Annotated in this window: 23 protein-coding genes; 11 read left to right on the forward strand and 12 right to left on the reverse strand. The window is 38.1% G+C overall.

From position 1 onward, the window contains the following. Nucleotides 1–49: 49 nt before the first annotated feature. From ffh to ES711_RS12010, 3 genes are all read left to right on the forward strand, one after another. On the forward strand, nt 50–1,378 hold the full coding sequence (ffh, locus tag ES711_RS12000; RefSeq protein WP_146893543.1) for a signal recognition particle protein: 1,329 nt from the start codon (nt 50–52) through the stop codon (nt 1,376–1,378). Between the two features lie 99 nt (nt 1,379–1,477). Next, nucleotides 1,478–2,356, forward strand: a complete 879-nt coding sequence (locus ES711_RS12005; protein ID WP_146893544.1) for a bifunctional 5,10-methylenetetrahydrofolate dehydrogenase/5,10-methenyltetrahydrofolate cyclohydrolase — start codon at nt 1,478–1,480, stop codon at nt 2,354–2,356. A gap of 13 nt (nt 2,357–2,369) precedes the next feature. Further along, complete coding sequence (locus ES711_RS12010; RefSeq protein WP_146893545.1) at nt 2,370–3,113, forward strand: YwaF family protein; 744 nt, start codon at nt 2,370–2,372, stop codon at nt 3,111–3,113. A gap of 26 nt (nt 3,114–3,139) precedes the next feature. Here the strand turns inward: ES711_RS12010 and ES711_RS12015 are convergent, their stop codons facing one another. The 8 genes from ES711_RS12015 to ES711_RS12050 all read right to left on the reverse strand — a co-directional run bounded on the left by ES711_RS12015 (nt 3,140) and on the right by ES711_RS12050 (nt 9,154). After that, nucleotides 3,140–3,568: a VOC family protein gene (locus ES711_RS12015; protein ID WP_146893546.1), complete on the reverse strand. Its 429-nt coding sequence runs from the start codon at nt 3,566–3,568 to the stop codon at nt 3,140–3,142. Between the two features lies 1 nt (nt 3,569). Next, nucleotides 3,570–3,755 carry a hypothetical protein gene (locus tag ES711_RS12020; protein WP_146893547.1) on the reverse strand — a complete coding sequence of 62 codons (186 nt, stop codon included), beginning with the start codon at nt 3,753–3,755 and terminating at the stop codon, nt 3,570–3,572. Between the two features lie 101 nt (nt 3,756–3,856). Next, nucleotides 3,857–4,618 carry a 23S rRNA pseudouridine(2604) synthase RluF gene (rluF, locus tag ES711_RS12025; protein WP_146893548.1) on the reverse strand — a complete coding sequence of 254 codons (762 nt, stop codon included), beginning with the start codon at nt 4,616–4,618 and terminating at the stop codon, nt 3,857–3,859. A gap of 18 nt (nt 4,619–4,636) precedes the next feature. Further along, nucleotides 4,637–5,467, reverse strand: coding sequence for an alpha/beta fold hydrolase (locus ES711_RS12030; protein ID WP_146893549.1), 831 nt, complete (start codon nt 5,465–5,467; stop codon nt 4,637–4,639). Nucleotides 5,468–5,480: 13 nt separating this feature from the next. Beyond that, nucleotides 5,481–5,849 carry a cupin domain-containing protein gene (locus ES711_RS12035; RefSeq protein WP_146893550.1) on the reverse strand — a complete coding sequence of 123 codons (369 nt, stop codon included), beginning with the start codon at nt 5,847–5,849 and terminating at the stop codon, nt 5,481–5,483. 159 nt (nt 5,850–6,008) lie between these two features. Then, a complete protein-coding gene (locus tag ES711_RS12040; RefSeq protein ID WP_146893551.1) occupies nt 6,009–6,980 on the reverse strand; it encodes a YitT family protein in 972 nt (323 codons plus the stop codon). A gap of 17 nt (nt 6,981–6,997) precedes the next feature. Further along, the gene (locus tag ES711_RS12045; RefSeq protein WP_146893552.1) at nt 6,998–7,552 is read right to left on the reverse strand and encodes a hypothetical protein; all 555 of its coding nucleotides are present in this window, start codon (nt 7,550–7,552) and stop codon (nt 6,998–7,000) included. 57 nt (nt 7,553–7,609) lie between these two features. Beyond that, entirely contained in the window at nt 7,610–9,154 is a 1,545-nt protein-coding gene (locus tag ES711_RS12050; protein ID WP_146893553.1) for a helicase HerA-like domain-containing protein, read from the reverse strand. Nucleotides 9,155–9,211: 57 nt separating this feature from the next. Between ES711_RS12050 and ES711_RS12055 the strand changes: the two genes are divergently transcribed. Continuing rightward, nucleotides 9,212–9,658: a RidA family protein gene (locus ES711_RS12055; protein ID WP_146893554.1), complete on the forward strand. Its 447-nt coding sequence runs from the start codon at nt 9,212–9,214 to the stop codon at nt 9,656–9,658. A gap of 56 nt (nt 9,659–9,714) precedes the next feature. Further along, nucleotides 9,715–10,347: a 7-carboxy-7-deazaguanine synthase QueE gene (locus tag ES711_RS12060; RefSeq protein ID WP_146893597.1), complete on the forward strand. Its 633-nt coding sequence runs from the start codon at nt 9,715–9,717 to the stop codon at nt 10,345–10,347. 55 nt (nt 10,348–10,402) lie between these two features. Here ES711_RS12060 and ES711_RS12065 read toward each other — a convergent pair whose 3' ends face one another. Next, complete coding sequence (locus ES711_RS12065) at nt 10,403–10,942, reverse strand: DUF2911 domain-containing protein (protein ID WP_146893555.1); 540 nt, start codon at nt 10,940–10,942, stop codon at nt 10,403–10,405. Between the two features lie 257 nt (nt 10,943–11,199). Here ES711_RS12065 and asnB point away from each other — a divergent pair, with 257 nt between their 5' ends. From asnB to secDF, 6 genes are all read left to right on the forward strand, one after another. Continuing rightward, entirely contained in the window at nt 11,200–12,870 is a 1,671-nt protein-coding gene (gene asnB / locus ES711_RS12070) for an asparagine synthase B (protein WP_146893556.1), read from the forward strand. 365 nt (nt 12,871–13,235) lie between these two features. After that, entirely contained in the window at nt 13,236–15,176 is a 1,941-nt protein-coding gene (gene gyrB / locus ES711_RS12075) for a DNA topoisomerase (ATP-hydrolyzing) subunit B (RefSeq protein WP_146893557.1), read from the forward strand. Nucleotides 15,177–15,423: 247 nt separating this feature from the next. Continuing rightward, nucleotides 15,424–16,344 (forward strand): malate dehydrogenase, encoded by a 921-nt coding sequence (mdh, locus tag ES711_RS12080; RefSeq protein ID WP_146893558.1) that lies wholly within the window; start codon nt 15,424–15,426, stop codon nt 16,342–16,344. A 169-nt stretch (nt 16,345–16,513) separates the two neighbouring features. Beyond that, nucleotides 16,514–17,176 (forward strand): DUF4412 domain-containing protein, encoded by a 663-nt coding sequence (locus ES711_RS12085; RefSeq protein WP_146893559.1) that lies wholly within the window; start codon nt 16,514–16,516, stop codon nt 17,174–17,176. A gap of 144 nt (nt 17,177–17,320) precedes the next feature. Beyond that, nucleotides 17,321–17,968 (forward strand): hypothetical protein, encoded by a 648-nt coding sequence (locus ES711_RS12090; protein ID WP_146893560.1) that lies wholly within the window; start codon nt 17,321–17,323, stop codon nt 17,966–17,968. Nucleotides 17,969–18,168: 200 nt separating this feature from the next. Beyond that, complete coding sequence (secDF, locus tag ES711_RS12095) at nt 18,169–21,153, forward strand: protein translocase subunit SecDF (protein WP_146893561.1); 2,985 nt, start codon at nt 18,169–18,171, stop codon at nt 21,151–21,153. Between the two features lie 584 nt (nt 21,154–21,737). Here secDF and ES711_RS12100 read toward each other — a convergent pair. From ES711_RS12100 to yidD, 3 genes are all read right to left on the reverse strand, one after another. Continuing rightward, nucleotides 21,738–22,235, reverse strand: coding sequence for a DUF192 domain-containing protein (locus tag ES711_RS12100; RefSeq protein ID WP_146893562.1), 498 nt, complete (start codon nt 22,233–22,235; stop codon nt 21,738–21,740). Next, nucleotides 22,235–23,065: a prolipoprotein diacylglyceryl transferase gene (gene lgt / locus ES711_RS12105; RefSeq protein ID WP_146893563.1), complete on the reverse strand. Its 831-nt coding sequence runs from the start codon at nt 23,063–23,065 to the stop codon at nt 22,235–22,237. The genes ES711_RS12100 and lgt overlap by 1 nt, the downstream gene beginning before the upstream one ends. Before the next feature lie 165 nt (nt 23,066–23,230). Next, complete coding sequence (gene yidD / locus ES711_RS12110; RefSeq protein WP_146893564.1) at nt 23,231–23,467, reverse strand: membrane protein insertion efficiency factor YidD; 237 nt, start codon at nt 23,465–23,467, stop codon at nt 23,231–23,233. Nucleotides 23,468–23,486 lie beyond the last annotated feature (19 nt).

The raw sequence follows: 23,486 nt of genomic DNA on the forward strand, positions 1-23,486 counted from the left end.
AATTTAATTTTTTGTGGTTTTATAACTGCAAACTGAACACTGAAACCCTATGTTTAATAATTTAAGTGAAAAGTTAGATAAAGCTCTACACGTCCTCAAAGGACACGGGAGCATTACTGAAGTCAATGTTGCTGAAACCTTAAAAGAGGTTCGTAGAGCATTGCTAGATGCCGATGTTAACTTTAAAATTGCTAAAGAATTTACCAACACGGTAAAAGAAAAAGCGTTGGGTCAAGACGTATTAACAACGTTACAGCCAGGACAATTAATGGTGAAGTTGGTTAAAGACGAGCTGACCGAACTGATGGGTGGTGATGCTGAAGGGCTTAATCTTTCAGGAAACCCGAGTGTAATTTTGATGTCTGGTTTGCAAGGGTCAGGTAAAACGACCTTCTCTGGTAAATTAGCCAACTACCTTAAAAATAAGAAAACTAAAAAACCTTTATTGGTAGCCTGTGACGTGTATCGTCCTGCTGCTGTAGATCAATTACATGTTGTAGGAGATCAAATTAAGGTAGATGTCTATAGCGACAAGGGTAATACAGATCCTGTTGCAATTGCCAAAGCGGGTATTGCACACGCAAAAGCCAACGGACATAATGTGGTTATTATAGATACCGCGGGCCGTTTGGCGATTGATGAGGCAATGATGAAAGAAATTTCTAACATTCATGCCGCCATCCAACCTCAAGAAACACTATTCGTAGTAGATGCCATGACTGGTCAAGATGCGGTAAACACTGCAAAAGCCTTTAATGATGTCTTAAATTTTGACGGGGTTATTCTTACAAAATTAGATGGTGATACGCGAGGTGGAGCCGCCATTTCTATTAAATCTGTGGTCAACAAACCAATCAAGTTTATTGGTACAGGTGAGAAAATGGAAGCTATTGATGTGTTCTATCCATCACGTATGGCTGACCGTATTTTGGGGATGGGAGATGTAATCTCTTTGGTTGAACGTGCTCAAGAGCAGTTTGATGAAGAGGAAGCACGCAAGCTTCAAAAGAAAATCGCTAAAAATCAATTTGGTTTTGACGATTTCTTGACCCAGATTCAGCAAATTAAGAAGATGGGGAACATGAAGGACCTTATGGGAATGATTCCGGGTGCGGGTAAAATGATGAAGGATATTGATATTGATGACGATGCCTTTAAAGGCATTGAAGCCATTATCCATTCTATGACACCATTAGAACGCACGAATCCTTCAGTGATTAATGCCAATAGAAAGAAACGCATTGGGAAGGGATCTGGGACTTCAGTTCAGGAAGTTAATCAGCTCCTCAAACAATTTGACCAAATGAGTAAGATGATGAAGATGATGCAAGGTGGAAAAGGGAAAGCCATGATGCAAGCAATGAAAAACATGAAATAGTTCTTAGTGGACAGTTCTCTAAACAAATAAATAAATTTTCGCCTCTGAGGCTTTCCGAATATTAATTTGAGGAGTTGCAGATAATTAAATACTAAAATAATGGTTCTACTCGACGGGAAAAAAGTAAGCAATGACATCAAAAATGAAATTGCTGAGGAAGTAAAGAAAATGAAGGCCAATGGCGAAAAAGTGCCTCATCTTGCTGCCGTAATTGTAGGAAATGATGGGGCGAGTTTAACCTATGTTGCCAGTAAAGTACGTGCGTGTGAACGTGTTGGATTTGACTCTACTATGGTCCGCTTATCAAATACTACCAGTCAAGTAGAATTATTGGATAAAATTTATGAATTGAATGAAAATCCTGATATCGATGGGTTTATTATTCAATTGCCTTTGCCAAAACAAATTGACACGCAAAAGGTACTTTTAGCCGTCAACCCTGATAAAGATGTGGACGGGTTTCATCCGATGAACTTTGGCAGAATGGCCTTAGACATGTCTACCTTTATTCCTGCAACGCCTTTTGGAATCTTGGAATTGTTAGACCGTTATGGTGTGGATACCCAAGGAAAACATACCGTGGTGATTGGCCGTAGTCATATTGTGGGACGCCCGATGAGTATTTTGATGGGTAGAAAAGGATTTCCAGGAAACTCAACGGTGACTTTAACACACAGTCACACCAAAAATATTACCCAAATCACTTCTCAAGCAGATATCATTATTTCTGCATTGGGCGTTCCAAACTTCTTAAAAGCTGAAATGGTAAAAGATGATGTGGTCATTATTGATGTGGGAATTACACGTGTACCTGATGATACTACCGAGAAAGGCTACCGCATTACGGGGGATGTTGATTTTGAAAACGTCAGCAAAAAAGCGAGTTTTATTACCCCTGTACCGGGAGGAGTAGGACCAATGACCATTGCCATGTTGCTTAAAAATACACTTCTGGCGCGGGAACGTCAACTAAAATAAACCGCTTTAGCGAATGATAACAGTTCAGCTTTCTATCGTGCCCTTGGTTCTTGAACGGGTGGTTTTAGGAAGTGCTGAGCACTGGATACCTGTTCTTATCGGACTTATCTTTGGGGCTGGTATAATAGTGTTCGCCAATCAAAAACTGAATAAAAGTCAGCAGCATCTTTTAATCCACGTGCTTGCCGTTGTAGTCTCACTAATTGTGATCAGTTTTCATCTCTATAAATTCAGTTTATGCACTTATGATATTCAAAAAGATTTGCCATTGTATTTGTGCAGTCTTTTAGCCATTATAATGCCCATCTTTACGCATTACCGGAAGTATTGGATGTATGAAATTCTAGTCTTTTGGATCATCGCTGGCACACTTCAAGCCATTCTCACCCCGGATATTGCAACCGGTTTCCCTACGTTTGATTATCTCAGATATTGGGCGGTACATTTAGGATTACTAATGGTTATTTTTTATGCCACTTTTGTGTTCAAAATGGCCCCTAAATTTAAAAGCATATTTAAATCCATCTTGGCACTTCAAATATATGTGTTGATGATGGTGGCGATCAATTACCTATTAAACGCCAATTACTTTTATCTCAACCAAAAACCAAAATCCGCATCCTTATTGGATTATTTTGGAGAATGGCCTTTGTATATCATTGTTGTGCAGCTGATATTGGTGCCGTACTTTCTGCTTATTTATCTGCCATTTTATTTGGCAAATAGTCGCACTAAGTTAGATAAATTGCCGAATTGAATACGATGCTAGGTTTGTATGGTAGACTATTTAGCAAACAATAGGCTCATATCCTTAAACGCTTTAAATTCTAATGCATTACCCGCAGGGTCTTTAAAAAACATCGTGGCCTGTTCGCCTACTTGACCTTCAAAACGGATATAAGGTTCAATAATGAAGTCCACCCCTTTATTTGAAAGCTGTTTTGCGAAATCTTGAAACGTGTTCCAAGGCAAAACCACACCATAATGTGGTACTGGGACACTTTTTCCATCCACACTGTTGGTATGGGTGTCTTCTGTAGATTGTGCTTTATAATGGATGACTAATTGGTGGCCGAAGAAATTAAAGTCCACCCAGTGGTCTGAACTTCTCCCTTCTTCACAATTTAAAACATCCCTGTAAAAAGTCCTACATTCCTCAAGGTTATGGACAGGAATGGCAAGGTGAAAAGGAGAGAGTTCAGATGTTGTCATGTTATGAAACTGGTTCGTCTTTTCTGTATTTTAGCATGGACACGCCAGCAATAAAGAAAACGCCTCCTAAAATGGTAAGCGCCCATGGATCTAATTGGGTAAAGTTATTTCCAAATATTCCCAATACGCCTAGTACTAAGGCAATCATGCCTCCAATGGTCAAGATTAATGCTAAGATTTTAATCATAATTTATAGTTTAAGATTTTATGGTTTAAAAGTACTATAATTCCAGTTTTCAATTATAATGAGACAAAATATATTTTGCTTCTAATGCCCCAATCTATACCTTATTTGCTTTTTCGTCTCGTTTTAGGTGGTGTTTCGGCAAAGTCTTTATCAGAATCTGATAAAAGGAGATTCAAATCCTTAAATTCTGTTTCAGTGAGTTCGCGATATTCGCCAACTGGCATATTTAGCTTGATATTCATAATGCGAATACGTTGTAAGGCCTCTACTTCGTAATCTAAATATTCACACATTCTTCTAATCTGTCTGTTCAAACCTTGGGTCAAAATAATACTGAATTCGTAAGTGCTCAATTTTTTAACTTCGCACTTCTTGCTAACCGTGTCTAAAATAGGCACACCATTAGACATGCGCTCAATGAAGGTTTGCGAGATGGGCTTGTCTACCTTTACAATATATTCCTTTTCGTGGTTATTACTAGCGCGTAAAATTTTATTTACAATATCGCCATCGTCAGTTAAAAGAATCAAACCTTCACTAGGTTTATCCAATCGCCCAATAGGGAAGATGCGCTTTGGGTAGTTGATATAATCAATAATATTATCCTTTTCTACTCTGGTATCTGTTGTACAAACAATACCAATTGGTTTGTTAAAGGCGAGGTACACAAAACCTTCTTTAGTGTCTTTTATAGGTTGGCCATCTACATGTACAACATCCGTGTCAGAAATTTTGGTGCCCATTTCCGGTACTTTTCCGTTGATGGTTACACGTCCAGCTTCAATAAGTTTGTCCGCTGCACGCCGTGAACAGTAACCAACTTCACTTAAATATTTATTTATACGTTTCAAATTTTCTTCCATGGCACAAATATAGTGGATTTAAACTCCAATAAAATTGTAAATGTGTTGGGCAACGGTCGCGTCGTTTAAGGAATGGCCGAGCCCTTTTGTAGTAATCAGTTGGCTATTTTTAAAACTGTTTTTTAGGAGTAAGGCATCATTATAAGGAATGATCCGGTCATCCTGATCGTGGATGATCAAACCTTCCGACTCAATGGTTTCTAAGAATTTTGCAGTCGAGAAGCTGTCCGCAGGTCTTCCAAACCGATCGTTAATGGTATGATTAAGCTGCGACACGATGCGGTGGTTGTAGCCAAGCATGTCTGTATAGCGTTTCATGACATCTTGAAATTCAGATGGTGCTCCTAAAAGAACGATTTTTTTTAGGTTGGGAAATTGATATTTATGTTGAAATAATGCGCATGCCATCCCGCCTACAGAATGACCCACCATAATATCAGGAGAGAATTTTTTGGCCACAACATTAATAAATTCAGCATAAATGATGGCATTAAAAATTTCGCTACCTGATTTGCCATGACCTGGTGCGTCCAGAGCAATCACATTAAAACTTTTTTTCCTCAGTTCTAAGATGAGCCGTTTCCAGCGTGCGGAATTGCTTTCCCAACCATGGGTTAAGATGATCGTTTTTCCTGTGCCGGGCCACCTGTAGGTCATGATAGGAAACGTCTCAAATTTCAACTCTTCTTGAAAGGCGGTATTTAAAAAATCGGACTGCTCTTCATTCAGTTTCCCAGAGCGGGGCTTCATAAATAAATACAATGCTTTGTCTGCCGCATAGGGTTTTGAAACATAACTCAGTGCATTGTAATAGTTTCCGATTATTTTAATAAGAATTTCCTTCTTCATGGTTGGCTATTGATTATACCTCTCTGTTTACTAAGTCTATAGAAAACGCAGGAAGACAAACAGCCAAGTAATGACAAGGCTCAGTATACGGGTTGGAATACTGAACTCGGGTATTTTTATTTATTTTGATGGATTCGCCCGCCGACAAAATAACCGTGTCGTCCTCAATAATGAATTGTTTTTTACCACTGATAATAAAGGTGTACTCGTCAAATTCAGGTGTTTGAAAAGGTTCACTCCACCCGGCAGGAGCCGTCATATGGGCGATGCTCAGCTGAGTATTACCATCAGAAGCCCGTCCAAAATGTTCTTTTATAATTTTGCCATCGGTGGTAGGAACCACAAATGGAGACGTTTGAATGGTATAAGGTTTAGTTGACATACGGTATTGGTGTTATTAAATTCAGTTTTCAGTTTTCAGTCTTCAGTTTTCAGTTTTCACTTTTCACTTTTCACTTTTCACTCTTCACTTTTCACTTTTCAGTCTTCAGTTGGCATTTAGGATGTGTAAATCCATTGCGTCATGCTTCCCTCAGTAAAATTATTTCATCGGTTTTCTTTTAATCATCCCACCTTTAATATCCTTTACAAGACCCATAATAATAAACGCATTCGCATCAATCTTGTCTATTTCAGTATGTAGTTTGGCCAATTCGAGCCTGGTCACTACGGTGTAGATAATGTCTTTGTTATAAGCTTCTTCTTGTCGGCCATAACCTCCTTTGCCAACATAAATGGTGCACGCTCGTCTCAATTCTTCTACAATCATCTTGCGAAGTGCTTCATGCTGATTTGAAATAATGGTGACCCCAACGTACTCTTCTACACCATCCACTACGAAATCTACGGTTTTTGCTGCAGAAAGATAGGTTAGAATTGCGTAAAGTGCAATCTCTACAGATAACACATAGGCTCCAAATGAAAAGATAATAATATTTATTAAAAGAAGCACATCTCCAATAGTAATGGATAATTTCTTGCTGAGCCAGATGGCGAGCACCTCAGTGCCGTCAATAACACTGCCGCCCCGCATGGCCAAGCCAATCCCCAAACCTAAAAAGAAACCTCCAAAAACCGCAATCAGCAGTGGGTCTTCGGTAATGGTAGGATAGTTAATGTAATGGACTACCAAGGCAAGGATGGCAATGGAAATAATACTTCTCAGCGCAAACTTTACGTTGAAGGTTTTGGCCGCCAATATTAAAAATGGAATGTTGACAAGGATTAATAAATAACTCAAGTTAATATGGGTGATATTTTCTAAAAGCAACGAAATACCAGTGGCGCCCCCGTCTATAAACCGGTTGGGCAACAAAAAGCCCTTTAAACCGAACCCAGCTGAAAACACTCCAATCAGGACATAAATATAATCCTTGATGCCGTGGGCGATTTCAATTTTAATCCGCCGTGCTAACGGTAGGACTTGCTTATTACTGACTGTGGTGGATGAATTTTTTGACTCAAGTTTTCTTCGAGCAATGGTAATTAATAATTTAGAGAAAAATGAACTCATCTGCGTGTGTTAGTGGGTTAATTCCAATGGATGAAAAAGTATTTTACTTTCGCATTGTCCGGAATTTGTGAGGCTTCGATATTTAGGTTTCTGTCGAATCGTAAATTAGAAGGCAATTCTTTTTTGTCAATGGTAAAGGCAGCATTAATTTCGTCTACACTTACTACAATAGAATTGATGAGGTTGTCAATTTTTGAAATTTCATAAGCGTCTAGGATATCTTTAAAAGTACTTGCTGTTGAAATCCCTTTTTCAGTTTTAAATCTCGGATCTAAAATACGTACGCTGCTAAAAACAGCCGTTGAATCCGCTCTCTTGTTTGGAGACATACTGAGTAGGGCGGCTCCTTCTGTGTCATAAATATCAATGGTATTGATGTTTCTGGTAAATTCATCACTCCCAATATAATTGACAATCGAATCATTTTCAAAAACGAGTTTTAAATCTTTTACTTGGGTGGAATCAGTAACCTTACCGATGTTTTGTTTTTGGATTAAAAATGGATCCTGATCTTTGTCACAGCTGGTTAATACTAGTGACAATAGAGCAATACCAATAAGTGATTTGTGCATGTTTTAATATTTTTTAGGGGCTCTGCAAATGCAGAATTTTAAATAAAATGAATGTAATTAACGTTTGTTTTTCATGACTTTGGAGATGATGCCAAAAACACTTCTGATAAAGGTAGCACTGGTCAGTACCTTAACCACAGGATTCATGGCAGAGCTGCGACGCGTGGTTGTGGTGCGTTGCTTGGACTGCGCCTTCTTCAAATCTTCCAGCTCCTGTTTTGCCTTTTCTTTGGCGTCATCAGCTTCAGCCATCTCAATTTTCCGATTGAGCATTTCATAAGCGCTATCCCGATCAATGGTCTCATTGTACTTCCGCACTAATTTTGACTTAGACAAGAGTGAGGACAACTCACTGTCGTTTAAAATGTCCATACGGCTCATTGGAGCTCGCATCATGGTTGCAGCCAATGGGGTGGGGCGTCCTTTCTCATCTAAAGCGCTCACCAAAGCTTCGCCGGTGCCCAAAGAGGTCAACACGGTGGCGGTATCGTAATATTCCGTATCCGGATAGTTTTGTGCGGTCAATTTAATGGCTTTACGATCTTTTGCCGTAAATGCTCTTAGCGCATGCTGCACCTTTAATCCTAATTGACTTAAAACTGCCTCCGGCACATCTGTTGGGTTTTGGGTGACAAAATAGATACCAACACCTTTACTTCTGATTAGTTTGACTATACTTTCAATCTGATTTAAAAGTGCTTTGGATGCTTCGTTAAAAATTAAATGCGCCTCATCAATAAATAAGATGAGTTCTGGGCGTCCAGAATCGCCTTGTTCAGGGAACGTGGAATAGATTTCTGCCAATAAACTCAACATAAATGTTGAAAATAATTTAGGACGGTCTTGAATATCCGTCAAGCGTATAATGTTGATATAACCCCGACCATTATCGTCTATTCTTAATAAGTCGTCCACTTCAAAAGAGGTTTCACCAAAAAACAAATCGGCACCTTGCTGTTCCAATTCGATAATTTTTCTGAGAATGGCTCCAGTGGATGCTGTTGAAATTCGTCCGTAAGAATCTTCAAACTCCGCTTTGCCTTCTTGGGTGGCATATTGTAGAATCTTTTTAAAATCCTTAAGATCTAAAAGCGGCATCTTATGATCATCGCAGTATTTAAAAATTACCGCAACGATACCGGACTGTGTATCTGATAAATCGAGAATTCGCGATAGTAATACTGGTCCAAATTCACTGACCGTAGCTCTTAGCCGCACGCCGTCTTGCTCTGATAAGGTTAAAATTTCCACAGGAAATGCTTTCGGCTCAAATGGGAGTCCAATTTTAGCCTGACGTTCATCAATTTTAGCGTGTCCCGGACTTGGCTCAGCCAAACCGCTCAAATCGCCTTTAATGTCCATCAACAATACGGGAATGCCTTTGTCAGATAGGTTTTCGGCCAAAACCTGTAAAGTTTTTGTCTTTCCTGTACCTGTGGCACCCGCAATAAGTCCGTGTCTATTTAATGTCTTTAAAGGCACGTTAACAAATGCGTTAGTAATGGTTGCACCATCCAACATGGCAGAACCCAACGTAATGAACTCACCTTTATTGGTGTTTCCTTCCTGAATATGTTTTAAAAATTCGTCTTTTTTGCCCATTAATCTGAAATTTTGCATAAAAATAGTGTAATTTTATTCAAGTATAAAAGATAAAAAATGAAACTTAAAGCGCTTCTCCTTATTGTTTTTGTGATGCTATTTTCATTTGGTTGTAACAGATCTGTACATAAAGTCGTTTTTCATCCCTCACACGAATTTCAAAAACAAGAGTCACCATTTAGTGATGTCGTTGAGTATAATGGACTGTTATTTTTAAGCGGACAAATAGGATTAGACCATGACACGCGAACATTAGTTGAAGGCGGAGTTGAGGCAGAAACAAAACAAAGCATTGAAAATATTAAGGCGGTTTTGGAACATCACAAATCGTCTTTAGATAAAGTTATTAAATGTACAGTTATTTTAAGGGATATTGACGATTTTGCGACGTTTAATGCGGTTTATAAAACGTATTTCCCCAACAAACCGGCACGAACAACATTCGCTGCTAGCGGACTGGCGCTTAAGGCGAACGTAGAAATTGAGGTTGTAGCGGCCAAATAAAAAACTTCTTTTCCTTGGCTTCAATCTTCAAAGATTATGAAGTATCTTTGCACGCTATGACGAAAAGTGAAAAACAAGAATTGATTGCCCAAGGTCTCTTACTGCCATTGATGGAGGAGTTTTACACCATTCAAGGAGAGGGATTCCATAAAGGTACCGCTGCCTATTTCATAAGATTAGGTGGTTGTGATGTAGGCTGTCATTGGTGTGATGTGAAAGAGAGCTGGGTTGCAGAATTGCACCCGCCAACAATGGCAGACGCTATTGTTGAAAATGCTGCAAAATATAGTAACACTATTGTAATTACTGGTGGAGAGCCTTTAATGTGGAACATGAAGCCGTTAACTTCTAAATTGAAGGAGAAAGGATTGCAAGTGCATATTGAGACCTCCGGAGCTTATGAGCTTACCGGTACTTGGGATTGGATTTGTCTGTCGCCTAAAAAATTAAAATTACCTACTGAATTGGTTTATGAAAAGGCCAATGAGTTAAAAGTGATTGTCTATAACAAAGACGATTTTAAATTTGCTGAAGAACAAGCAGCGAAGGTTAATAAGGACTGTATTTTGTATTTGCAACCGGAATGGAGCAAACGCGATAAAGTAGTCCCACAAATTGTAGATTACGTAATGGCCAATCCGAAATGGAAAGTGTCGCTACAGACCCATAAATATTTAAATATTCCATAAAAAAAGAGACTAGATTTTTCTAGACTCTTATTTATTACAGTACGTATTTGTTGGCTTAGAATGTAAATGGCACTTTTACTCTAAAGCTGCCCCAACCCATGTGCATAATCGCACCAGCTGCTGATTCTTCAAAAACAATTGAAAATGCCTCTAAGATATCTTTACTTGTGGAAACTGGAACTTTAAGACGTACGACATCTTGGTCTTGTTTGTAGGTGTAAGCACCCCACACGTTAATATCTGAACTTAAGATGACCGTCCATTCCTTTTCGCCAGGAATTGTAAATAAGGTATAGGTGCCCGGTTTTACTTTGGTGTCTCCAAAGGTTACAGGCTTATAAAAGGTGATTTCCGCAGCTTCATTAGCACCTGTTCTCCAAACTTCGTCATTAGGAACTAATTTTGCGACATCACGACCGTTTAATTGCGGACGGCTATACACCACTTTTATATCTTTTTTAGAAATTTTATAACTTCCAGGATACGTGGCGGCATCCATAGGGCTCTTGTCTAAATCAGGGAATTTCTGTGCTTGGACAGAATATGAGAATGCAAGGGCCAAGGTTAATACTACTGTTTTCATTATGGTTTTCATAGAATTTTTATTTTTTAAAGGTTAAATTTAATATTAAAAATATTAAAAAGGATGATTAATCGGGGTTTGAAGGTTTAAACTTTTCGATTTGTCAAAATAAGTACGTTTTACAACCGTATGCTTTTAGTATTGCCTAGATTGTGTTTATATGATTCCAAATTGTAATCAATACTTATGTATTTGTTTTATTATTGATATGTTAATTTGATATTTGCCTTAGTATTATAATAAAACCAACATTAAATAAAGATAGAATCATGTGTGGAATTGTATGTGCCTTCGATTTAAAAGAAAAAGCTGAGGATTTAAGACCTCAATTATTAGAAATGGCGAAAATTATCCGTCATCGCGGACCGGATTGGAGTGGTATCTATAATAATGAGAAAGCAATTATGGCGCATGAGCGATTAGCGATTGTTGATCCAGCTTCTGGGAAGCAACCTTTGGTGAGTGAGGACCAACGTTTTATTTTAGCCGCCAACGGCGAAATTTATAACCATCGGGAATTAAGAAAGCAATTTCCTGACTACACTTTTAAAACTGAAAGTGATTGTGAGGTGATTTTAGCCTTATACCAAAAAAAAGGCGTTGATTTTATTGACGAAATGAACGGGATTTTTGGTTTTGCCATCTATGATGTAGAAAAAGATGAGTATTTCATTGCGCGTGATCATATGGGCATCATTCCACTTTATATTGGTTGGGATCAAAACGGAACATTTTATGTGGCGTCTGAATTGAAAGCTTTGGAAGGTTACTGTACAAAAATTGAACTGTTTCCTCCAGGGCATTATTTAAGCAGCAAGGATGGTAAGTTTGTACAATGGTACAAACGTGAATGGACGGACTATGAGGCTGTAAAGGATAACGAAACCAGTATTAAAGCCATCAAAGAAGCTTTAGAAGCAGCAGTTCACCGTCAACTGATGAGTGATGTGCCATACGGAGTACTACTTTCTGGTGGTTTAGATTCGTCAGTGACTTCAGCCATTGCAAAAAAATATGCTGAAAAGCGCATTGAATCTGGCGATACTCAAGCAGCGTGGTATCCGCAATTGCACAGTTTTTCAGTGGGCTTGGAAGGGTCTCCTGACTTAGCAGCGGCTAGAAAGGTTGCTGATCATATTGGGACAGTGCATCATGAAATTAAATTCACCATTCAAGAAGGCTTAGATGCCCTAAAAGATGTCGTTTACAACCTTGAAACCTATGATGTCACCACGATTCGTGCCAGTACGCCCATGTATTTAATGGCGCGCGTCATCAAATCAATGGGCATTAAAATGGTATTGTCTGGAGAGGGTGCTGACGAATTGTTTGGAGGCTACCTCTATTTTCACAAAGCGCCAAACGCAAAGGAATTCCACGAGGAAACCGTAAGAAAACTGAGCAAACTTCATATGTACGATTGCCTACGTGCCAACAAAAGCCTTGCCGCTTGGGGTATTGAGGGTCGAGTGCCATTTTTAGACAAAGAGTTTATGGATGTTGCCATGCGCATCAACCCACAAGATAAAATGATTAACGGAGAGCGGATGGAGAAATGGGTGGTGCGTAAAGCTTTTGAAGACATGCTTCCTGAGAGTGTAGCCTGGAGACAAAAAGAACAATTTAGCGATGGCGTTGGATACAGCTGGATTGACACTCTAAAATTGATGGTTGACCATGAAGTAACTGACGAGCAATTGGCCAACGCTAAATACAAGTTTCCATTACAAACGCCAACCAGCAAAGAAGAGTTTTTCTACAGATCTATTTTTGCAGAGCATTTTCCGAGCGATGCCGCTGCGCTGTGTGTGCCCCAAGAGGCATCAGTAGCCTGTAGCACCAAAATCGCTTTAGAGTGGGATGAGAGTTTTAAAAATATGAATGACCCTAGTGGAAGAGCCGTAGCAAAAGTGCATTCAGATGCCTATGTAAAAGCGTAATATTCAAAATTTAATCAAATTGAAAACCTCTAAATACCGCGTCTGAGCGATTTGGAGGTTTTTTGCGTTTTATGAAGATGTTAAAATAGTTCAAAATTTAAATTGAGGTGCTTTAAAGCCGATTTAAGGCACTTTTTAGTAATTAACAAATGTTGATAATTATAAGAGTTATTGCATGAAATACTTTCAAATGGCGTCACTTTTCGTTATCTTTGTAGGTATCCAAAAATGATGCGCAAGTATCATTTTTTTTGTGATTTATAGTGAGCTTATCTTCTGGTAAGGAGACGTATTTCTACACTGAAATTCACAATTAAAAAAGGATCACAACATATGATTTTAATATAAATAATAGACAATTATATATGAAAGAAGAGTTTAATAAGGATAATTATTCAGCAGATAGCATTCAGGCCCTTGAGGGCATGGAGCACGTGCGGATGCGTCCTTCAATGTATATTGGGGATACAGGCACAAGAGGTTTGCACCATTTGGTGTATGAGGTGGTCGATAACTCTATTGACGAAGCTTTAGCAGGACATTGTAACAACATTAGTGTGACCATTAATGAGGACAATTCCATTACTACAGAAGATGATGGTCGTGGTATTCCTGTTGACATGCATAAAAAGGAAGGCGTTTCAGCACTTGAGGTGGTGATGACCAAAATTGGAGCTGGAGGTAAATTCGACAAAGATTCTTACAAAGTTTCTGGTGGATTGCACGGTGTAGGGGTGAGTTGTGTGAATGCTTTGTCTGAGCATCTAACAGCAACCGTTTACAGAAAAGGTGAAATCTGGGAACAGGAATACGAAAAAGGGAAACCAATGTATCCGGTGAAGAAAGTTGGTGAAACTGAAAAAAGAGGAACGGTTGTAACATTTAAACCAGACCCAACCATCTTTACTCACGTGTTAGAGTATAGTTATGATACTTTGGCGAGCAGAATGCGTGAGTTGGCTTACCTTAATAAAGGTATTACCATCCATTTAATAGACAAACGTGCGACTAAAGAAGATGGTTCTTTTGAAGGTGAAACATTCCATTCAGAAGAAGGTCTTAGAGAATTCATCAAGTTTTTAGATGGTAACCGCGAGCCTTTAATTAAGGAAGTCATTGCATTTGAAGGTGAAAAGAATGGCGTGCCTGTTGAGGTGGCGATGGTGTACAACACCAGCTATGCTGAAAACTTGCATTCTTATGTAAATAATATTAATACCCACGAAGGTGGAACGCATTTATCCGGTTTTAGACGTGGTTTGACCCATACTCTTAAAAAGTATGCGGACGAATCAGGAATGTTGGATAAATTAAAATTTGAAATTGCTGGTGATGATTTCCGTGAAGGATTAACCGCCATTATTTCAGTAAAAGTTCAGGAACCACAATTTGAAGGGCAGACTAAAACAAAATTAGGAAACAGAGAAGTTTCGGCATCTGTTAGTCAGGCCGTTTCTGAAATGTTAACGGATTATTTAGAAGAGCATCCAGACGACGCTAAGATCATTGTTCAAAAAGTGATTCTTGCGGCCCAAGCACGTCACGCAGCCCAAAAAGCTCGTGAAATGGTGCAGCGTAAAACCGTCATGAGTATTGGAGGCTTGCCTGGGAAATTAAGTGACTGTTCAGAACAAGATCCTGCATTATGTGAAGTGTTTTTAGTTGAGGGCGATTCGGCAGGTGGAACTGCAAAGCAAGGTCGTGATAGAGCTTTTCAGGCTATTTTGCCATTACGTGGTAAGATTTTAAATGTGGAAAAAGCAATGTCACATCGTGTTTTTGAAAACGAAGAGATCAAAAATATTTATACCGCATTAGGGGTAACTATTGGAACAGAAGAAGATAGTAAAGCCTTAAACCTTTCAAAATTACGTTACCATAAAGTAGTAATTATGTGTGATGCGGATATTGATGGTAGCCACATTGCAACTTTAATTTTGACCTTCTTCTTCAGATATATGAAGGAACTGATTGAAAATGGTCATATCTACATTGCGACACCACCCTTGTATTTAGTCAAAAAAGGACAGAAAAAAGAATACGCTTGGAGTGATAAGGAGCGTGATGCTTTAGCTGAACAGTTTGGTGGAAGTGTGGGCATCCAGCGTTATAAAGGTCTTGGAGAGATGAACGCGGAACAACTTTGGGATACCACAATGAATCCTGAATTCCGTACGTTGCGCCAAGTGCAAATTGATAATGGAGGTGAAGCAGATCGTATATTTTCCATGTTGATGGGTGATGAAGTGCCACCACGTAGAGAATTTATTGAGAAGAACGCCATCTATGCAAATATTGATGCGTAAATTTTTCGGGTTCTGAAGAATCAGAATTCAACATAACAAATTTATATCAGATCAAACCTCTTTAAGTTTTAAGGAGGTTTTTTTCATTATAATCAGGAGCACACAAACTAAGCTGAAAACTGACATGGGTGTTAGGAGTGTTAGAACACTAAATATTTTTTTCCTTTTAAGACAATCTTAAATATATTATAGTTTAAAAATGTTAAATTTGTGGAACATTTAATCTTAATATTTTAAACTTAAACACATGAAAGTTACAGTAGTTGGAGCAGGAGCCGTCGGGGCAAGCTGCGCAGAATATATCGCAATTAAAAATTTTGCAAGTGAAGTTGTTTTATTGGACATTAAAGAAGGTTTTGCCGAAGGTAAAGCAATGGATTTGATGCAAACCGCTTCTTTAAACGGTTTTGATACCAAAATAACAGGAGTCACTAACGATTATTCTAAAACTGCAGAGAGTGATATTTGTGTGATTACTTCTGGAATTCCTCGTAAACCAGGTATGACTCGTGAAGAGTTAATCGGGATTAATGCCGGAATTGTTAAGGATGTGTCTTCTAACTTGATTAAAAATTCTCCAAATACAATCATCATTGTGGTGAGTAATCCTATGGATACTATGGCTTATTTAGTTCATAAATCTACTGATTTGCCTAAACACAGAATTATCGGAATGGGTGGAGCTTTAGATTCTGCACGTTTTAAATACAGATTGGCAGAAGCATTGGAAGCACCAATTAGTGATGTAGACGGTATGGTAATCGGCGGACACAGTGATACGGGAATGGTGCCTTTAACACGTTTGGCAACTCGTAACAGTGTGCCAGTTACTGAGTTTTTATCGGAAGAAAGATTAGGCCAAGTTATGGAAGACACCAAAGTTGGTGGTGCTACCTTGACCAAGTTATTAGGAACGTCAGCATGGTATGCTCCAGGTGCAGCAGTAAGCGCATTGGTGCAAGCTATTGCTTGCGATCAGAAAAAAATGTTCCCATGTTCAGTATTGTTGGAAGGCGAATACGGATTGAATGATATCTGTATTGGTGCTCCAGTAATTTTAGGACGTAACGGAATTGAAAAAATTGTAGAAATTGAATTGAACGATGCTGAAAAAGCGCACATGCAAGAAAGTGCTGAAGGCGTTCGTAAAACCAATGACCTTTTATAACTAGTACATATTACTTATTAAAATAAGTGCCTAAGTGATGCGCTGGAGAATATCGTTTCTGCGAAATTCATCAGTAAAAAGACTTAGGCACTTTAAGTTTTATACCATATCTAAATAAATAATTGGATAAATATATATCTTGCCAAATCAAATAAACACAAAAAAAACTATGAAAAAATTACTTTTAATACTAACGCTAAGCTTGAGTGTCTCCATCTTTGCTCAAGAAAAAATCACTGAAGGTATTGTTACTTCAAAGCAGTCTATGTCTAGTGATAATGAGCAAATGAATGCGCAATTATCGATGCTAGGCGATATGATAACCACGACTTATTTTAAGGGTGATAAAACGCGTTCAGAAACCAGTAACCCAATGACGGGCACGACAGTTTTTATTGGCGATAACGCTACCAAAAAAGCGCTAATGTTACTAGACAATGCCATGATGGGTAAGAAATATATGGAAACCGATATGACTCCTTCAGCAGCTGACCTCGAAAACGTGAGCATCGAAAAAACAAATGAGACAAAAACAATTCTTGGTTACGAATGCGTTAAGTACAATGTGACGATGAAAAAAGACGGAGCCGATGTGAAAGGTTCCATTTATGCTACTGATAAATTGCATGCTATTTCTCAACAGACCACGGCGTTTGGAGATGCTTTTAAAGGTTTTCCAATGCACATGACCTTAGTTTTGGAGCAACAAGGCTTTAAAATGAATATGGTTACTGAAGTCACTGAAGTGAAATCAGAAAAAATAGCGGACGACAAATTCAACATGACCCCACCTGAAGGCTTAACAAAAACGGATAATCTTATGGGAATGTAAGTCATTGTCATTAAAACTATAAAACCTTAAAACTGTAAAAATAAATCCCGATAGCTATCGGGATTTTTTTTCATATATTTGCCGCTTGAAAGTCCACGGCAAAATTCAGATATGTAATCTTCAAAGGGACATTAATTCAATCTGTTGAAACGTATTCATACTATAGACATACAACCCAAATGGTATCTTAGTGCAGCACTGATTTTTATCGCTGTATTAGGTGGCATCTTTGGGCAACAGCAACCTACGTTACCCAATCAGGAAATTGTACTGCAATTTACTGACGCTGACATCAATTCCTCCGAAGCACAACGCACCATTGCCATCGTCGAGCAACAGCTAGAGCAGATTGGCGTAGGCTATATTCAAGTCACTGAACAGGAAGATGGCACAATGGTTATCAGCTATTACAGCAATGCCAATGTGGCAAGTATTAAAGCCATACTTTCTAAGCAAAAGGAACTTGCTTTAGGCTTTATCGCCAATAAAAAATCCAAACTACCTCTTCAGCTGCCATCTCAAAAGGATGGGATCAACTACAATCTTGATGTTTATGAAATTCAGGATGGTCACAACGCCGTATCTGATTTAAACGGTAAAAGTGCTTTGGAATTAAAAGCAGGGCAATACCGATTTGTAAATCCTAATTTTTACATTCCAACGGAAATTACATTTGTTGATACCAATGCGCCCGTTCTTAAATTAAAAGTTGCTATTCAGCAATATATTGCCATTACTAAAGATCATGATCTACACAAATTCCCTGAAGTCAGGGCAGGACCCATGGCATAAGGGCTAGAAGTAACAACGTACGCTTCATCACTTCTTTGCTACATTTTTTTCTGAGTGTTTTTTCAAAGATCAATGCCAGTTCTTTAGGCTTATATCTATGACACTCCACAATCCGTACATATTCTTAAAAAACAATTGTCAAATGGACGGTAAATTCTATATTTGCGCGTTAAAAAATTTGACTTAAAAAAAATAAAGTAATGCAAAACAAAGGATTAGTAAAGCTGTTTGCTGTGTTATTTGGATTGGTGAGTATTTACCAATTATCATTTACATTCAAAGCTAACCAAATTGAAAATCGCGCCGAAGAAATCGCTGCGCTTAAATCTGACGACCCGTCTCTAAGGGCTCAAGCAGAAACAAGATATCTAGACTCCTTATCCAATCAGGAGGTTTTTGATTTGGGTATCGCAAGTTTTACCTACAATGAGGTAAAAGATAAAGCCATGAACTTAGGTCTTGACCTTAAAGGTGGGATCAATGTTATTCTTGAAATCTCTGTAAAAGACATTTTAAAAGGACTTTCAAACAATAGTAAAGACCCTGTTTTTAATAAGGCTTTAGATGATGCTTCTGAACTTCAGAAAAACAGTCAAAATTCTTATGTTGAAGACTTTTTCCTCGCTTTTGATAAAATTAAAGGCAATCAAAAATTAGCATCACCAGATATTTTTGCCAATAGAACTTTAAGTGAGGATATCACTTTTGATATGACGGACAAAGATGTTCAGCCAATCATTGAGCAAAAAGTTGATGAGTCGATTATTTCTGCTTTTGAAGTATTGCGCAAACGTATCGATAAATTTGGGGTAACATCTCCAAACATTCAAAGATTAGGCAACACAGGCCGTATTCTTGTTGAACTTCCAGGTGCTAAAGATATTGAGCGAGTTAAAAATCTTTTACAGAGTACAGCTCAATTGGAATTCTGGGATGTATATAGAGGAGAAGAGTTTCTTCCATTCTTGGCACAAGCTAATGAGGCTTTAAAACCTTTAGTGAATAAAAATGCACAGAGCGAAATTGCAGAATCTGAAGTAGTAACCGACACGATTGATGATGCCGATAGTAAAATTGCAGAATTAACCGGAGTTACCTCTACGGATTCTACTACCGTAGGCGAAAATCCAATTTTAGATTTGTTAAGAGGTTACGGTTCAGGTGGTCCAGTTGTGGCAACATTTGAAGCCAAAGACAAAGAGAAAATCATGTCTTACCTTAACAAACCTGAAGTTCGTTCTTTATTGCCAGCAGACCAACGCTACGTTAAGTTTGCTTGGGGTATTCAAGCTAAAAACAGCGAATTTGTAGATTTATATGCAATAAAAGGGAACAGAGAGAACACGCCAGAATTAAGTGGTGCAGTGATCACGGATGCGCGTCAAGCTTACAACCAAAGAAATCAACCTTCGGTAAGTATGACCATGAACAGTAAAGGAGCTAAGATCTGGGAAGAAATGACCGGAAAGGCTTATGCACAACAGAGTCAGATTGCTATTGTGCTTGATGATATTGTGTATTCTGCGCCAGGAGTAACTACAGGTCCTATTTCTGGAGGTAACTCAGAGATTTCAGGTTCGTTTGAACTTAATGAGGCTATTGACTTAGCTAACGTTTTAAGAGCAGGTAAACTTCCTGCAAAGGCTGCTATCGTGCAAGCTGATGAGGTAGGTGCATCTTTAGGTCAAGAAGCTATTGAAAGTGGGACAACCTCATTTTTAATTGCATTATCATTGGTCTTAGTATGGATGATCATGTACTACGGTAAAGGCGGCCTATTTGCCGATATAGCTTTATTATTAAATATCTTATTGATTTTTGGAGTATTATCCGGGTTAGGAGCTGTACTGACACTTCCTGGTTTAGCGGGTATTGTACTGACGATTGGTATGTCAGTCGATGCTAACGTACTTATATTTGAACGTATTAAGGAAGAATTAGCCAAAGGCAAAAGCCAAGCAGAAGCGATTAAGGACGGTTTTAGTAACGCATTGTCTTCTATATTAGATGCGAATATTACGACCTTATTGACGGCCATTATCTTATTTGTATTTGGAACGGGACCTATTAAAGGTTTCGCAACAACCTTAATTATTGGTATCGTAACGTCATTGTTTACTGCTATTTTCATCACCAGATTATTGGTAGATTGGTATGTTGCTAAAGGTAAGGGCTTAACGTTTTCAACTTCAGTTACTAAAGGCTTATTCCAAAACATGCACATCGACTTTATCAATAAGCGAAAAATGGCTTACATCATTTCAGCCATTGCGATTGTGTTGAGTTTATTCTCATTGTTTACTAAAGGTTTAGATGAAGGTATTGATTTTGTTGGAGGTAGAACTTATCAAGTCCGTTTTGCTCAAGAAGTAAATCCTGAAGAAGTTAAGGCAGATGTCTTAGAAGCTTTTGGTAGTGCTGAGGTTAAAACGATTGGTAGCTCACACCAGTTGAAAATTTCTACAAAGTATTTAGTAGATGAAAACACTGCAGAGGCAGACGAGAGAGTACAGTCTGAGCTTTTTGAAACGTTAAGACCTTATTTTCCAAACGGCCTTACTTATGACGAATTTAAAGTAGGTTCTGATGAGAAGAAAATTGGTAAAATGTTCTCTAGTAAAGTAAGCCCAACAATTGCTGATGATATCAAAAGAGAGTCTTTATGGGCTGTTCTAGGATCGTTGGTAGTGGTGTTCCTTTATATTTTATTGCGTTTCAAAAGATGGCAATTCTCATTGGGTGCTGTTACAGCAGTTTTCCATGATGTGATTATCGTATTGGGAATCTTCTCTATGACCTATTCATTTATGCCATTCTCAATGGAGATAGATCAAGCATTTATTGCAGCAATCTTGACCGTAATTGGATACTCGTTGAATGATACGGTAATTATCTTTGATAGAATTAGAGAGACGATATTAGAGCGTGGTGGATTTAAAGGTGGTAAGAATATCAACTTTGCAATCAACAGTACGATCAGTAGAACCTTAAATACATCTTTAACAACCTTAGTTGTATTGTTGGCGATGTTTTTATTGGGTGCCGATTCATTAAGAGGCTTGTTGTTTGCGATTATTGTTGGTATCGTAGTTGGTACCTATTCTTCAATATTCATTGCAACTCCTGTAATGTATGACACCTTAAAAGATAAAGGTGAAACCCTAAACGAAGATTCTGTAATCTAATTGATAACAAAATAGTTTCATAGAAAAAGCCACTCCTCGAGTGGCTTTTTTTTATTCTTATGAATTAGAATCTTAGCTGACTAATAATTTGAACTGTACAATCTACTGCTCGAGTTTAAGACATCTCGTTTAGTTAGATGCTAGAATCAGTATTCACCTTAAAAGAATTTAAGATATAAGCTTAACTAAAGTGTATAGGTAGTGCGTTCTACCATTTCTGAAATACAGAATTAGAATCATTGTTGTCCGATAAAGAATCAAGACCGCTGCGCTGTTAGAATAAAGAATTAAGACTTGTTTGCAACTAACTGACAAACATCGATCATTTAAATTAAAATCGCACATTCCCTCTCGGTAGAAACAGTTTCTAAAATGCAAGGTCTCATTTCGGAAATCTTCTAATGTCCCTTGCTTTAAATGAGTTTGTTAATTTATTATTTATTTTTATCGGACACTAATGAATTAGAATATAAAAGTTTAAAAAAAAAAGGATTTAAAATTCAGATGGACAAAAGGTGTAATTATTGTTATAAAGTTTCAAATTCAAATTCAAATTCAATTTCGACTTCAACTTCAATTTTAAATCAATCAACCCGCGTATACTCTATTTTATCACCAACTTCTAATTGCCATGCGTCTGCTAGACCCGCGTTGATTTCCAATACGTATTTAGCAGGGGCATTAGATGGGAGTGAAGCCTCACTAAATGGTTGTGCGTTCTTCTGAAAACTGACAATAGTTTTATCAGCATTAATATAAATAATATCCAAGGCAATCTTGGTATTCTTCATATAGAAGGATTTGTATTCCTCCTCGGGGAAAATAAAAAGCATGCCATGATCGGCATCCATTTGATCACGATACATGAGCCCAGTTTGGGTTTGGTAGTCATTATCCGCTATTTCAATAGCAATGGTTTTCAGGATGCTGTCATTCGCTTTTTTGATTATCAATTCGCCTTCTTTCTTAAACTCAATTGTGACAGGCTGGATAGTTTTTTGTTCGTCTTTACAGCTATGAAGTGGGATGACGCACACGCCTAGAGTCAGCATTGCTACTATCTTGAAAGCAGGGAGTTTCATTAGGCGAGCGGTTTTTTAGATTTATACATAAACATAAAATACAATCCTATCAGAATAAAAGGTATACTCAACATCTGACCAGTGTTGAGGGCAGAAGTAGCAATATATTCGTGCTCACTTTGTGGTTCTTTCATGAATTCTACAAAGAAACGGATGGCCCAAAGCAAAACTAAAAATAGTCCAAAAAGAAAGCCTTGCTGTTCGCTCTTTTTAGTTTTCCAATAAAAATACCATAGTGCAATAAACACGAAAATATAACAGAATGCTTCATACAATTGCGCAGGATGTCTTGGAAACGCTTCACCATTTTGAGCGAAAACCACTCCAAAATCAGTGCCAGTCGGTTTGCCAACAATTTCAGAATTGATAAAATTTCCTAAGCGTACAAATACAGCGCCAGCGGCAACAGGAACTACCACCCGATCTAAAATCCACAGCACAGATTTGTGCAAGACTTTTTTATTGTATAAGTACATGGATATAATCATCCCAATAGCTGCACCATGACTTGCTAAACCTTGAAATCCGGTAAACTCAAAGCCGCCTTTAAATTTAACCGGTAAAAATATGCTGAAAAAATCTTCACTGAACAGTTCACGCTGGTAGAAGATAACATGCCCTAATCGCGCGCCAAGCATAATCCCGATCACGGAATAGATAAATAGAGAATCTAAGGATTCTTCAGATTGATTTTCTTGCTTGTAAATGCGCTTCATAATAAAGAAACCCAATATAAAAGCGATGATCCACATCATACTATAAAAGTGTAATGTAAAACCAAGAATATCGATGCCTTTTGTAGGATCCCAGACGATTTTAAGTGCGTGCATGCTGTATCATTTGATTAGAAGGGTAAATATAATATTTTGAAGAGTAATAAGCGTGAATGCTTATAAAATTTACAAAAGCTTTAGTAAAGGCGCGCTGTTTATAAATAAGAAGATGTGACACTTTGCTAGATTAATTGGCCGAACAGATGGTGCCAAAAATAAATATTAATGCTTGTGATCGTCCGGAACAGGATCATACCCGCTACCACCCCAAGGATTGCAGCTAAAAATGCGCTTTGTAGCCAACCAACCACCTTTAAAAAGACCGTGTCGTTCTAAAGCCACTTTTGTATACTGCGAACACGTGGGTTGATACCGACAGCTTGCAGGGGTAAAAGGAGAGATAAAGTTTTGGTACACTTTAATCACCAATAAAAACGGGTATGTCAAGATTTTCTTCAAGCTGTGCTATTGCGTTAGC

Source organism: Gelidibacter salicanalis (assembly GCF_007997285.1).
Classification (GTDB): Bacteria; Bacteroidota; Bacteroidia; order Flavobacteriales; family Flavobacteriaceae; genus Gelidibacter; species Gelidibacter salicanalis.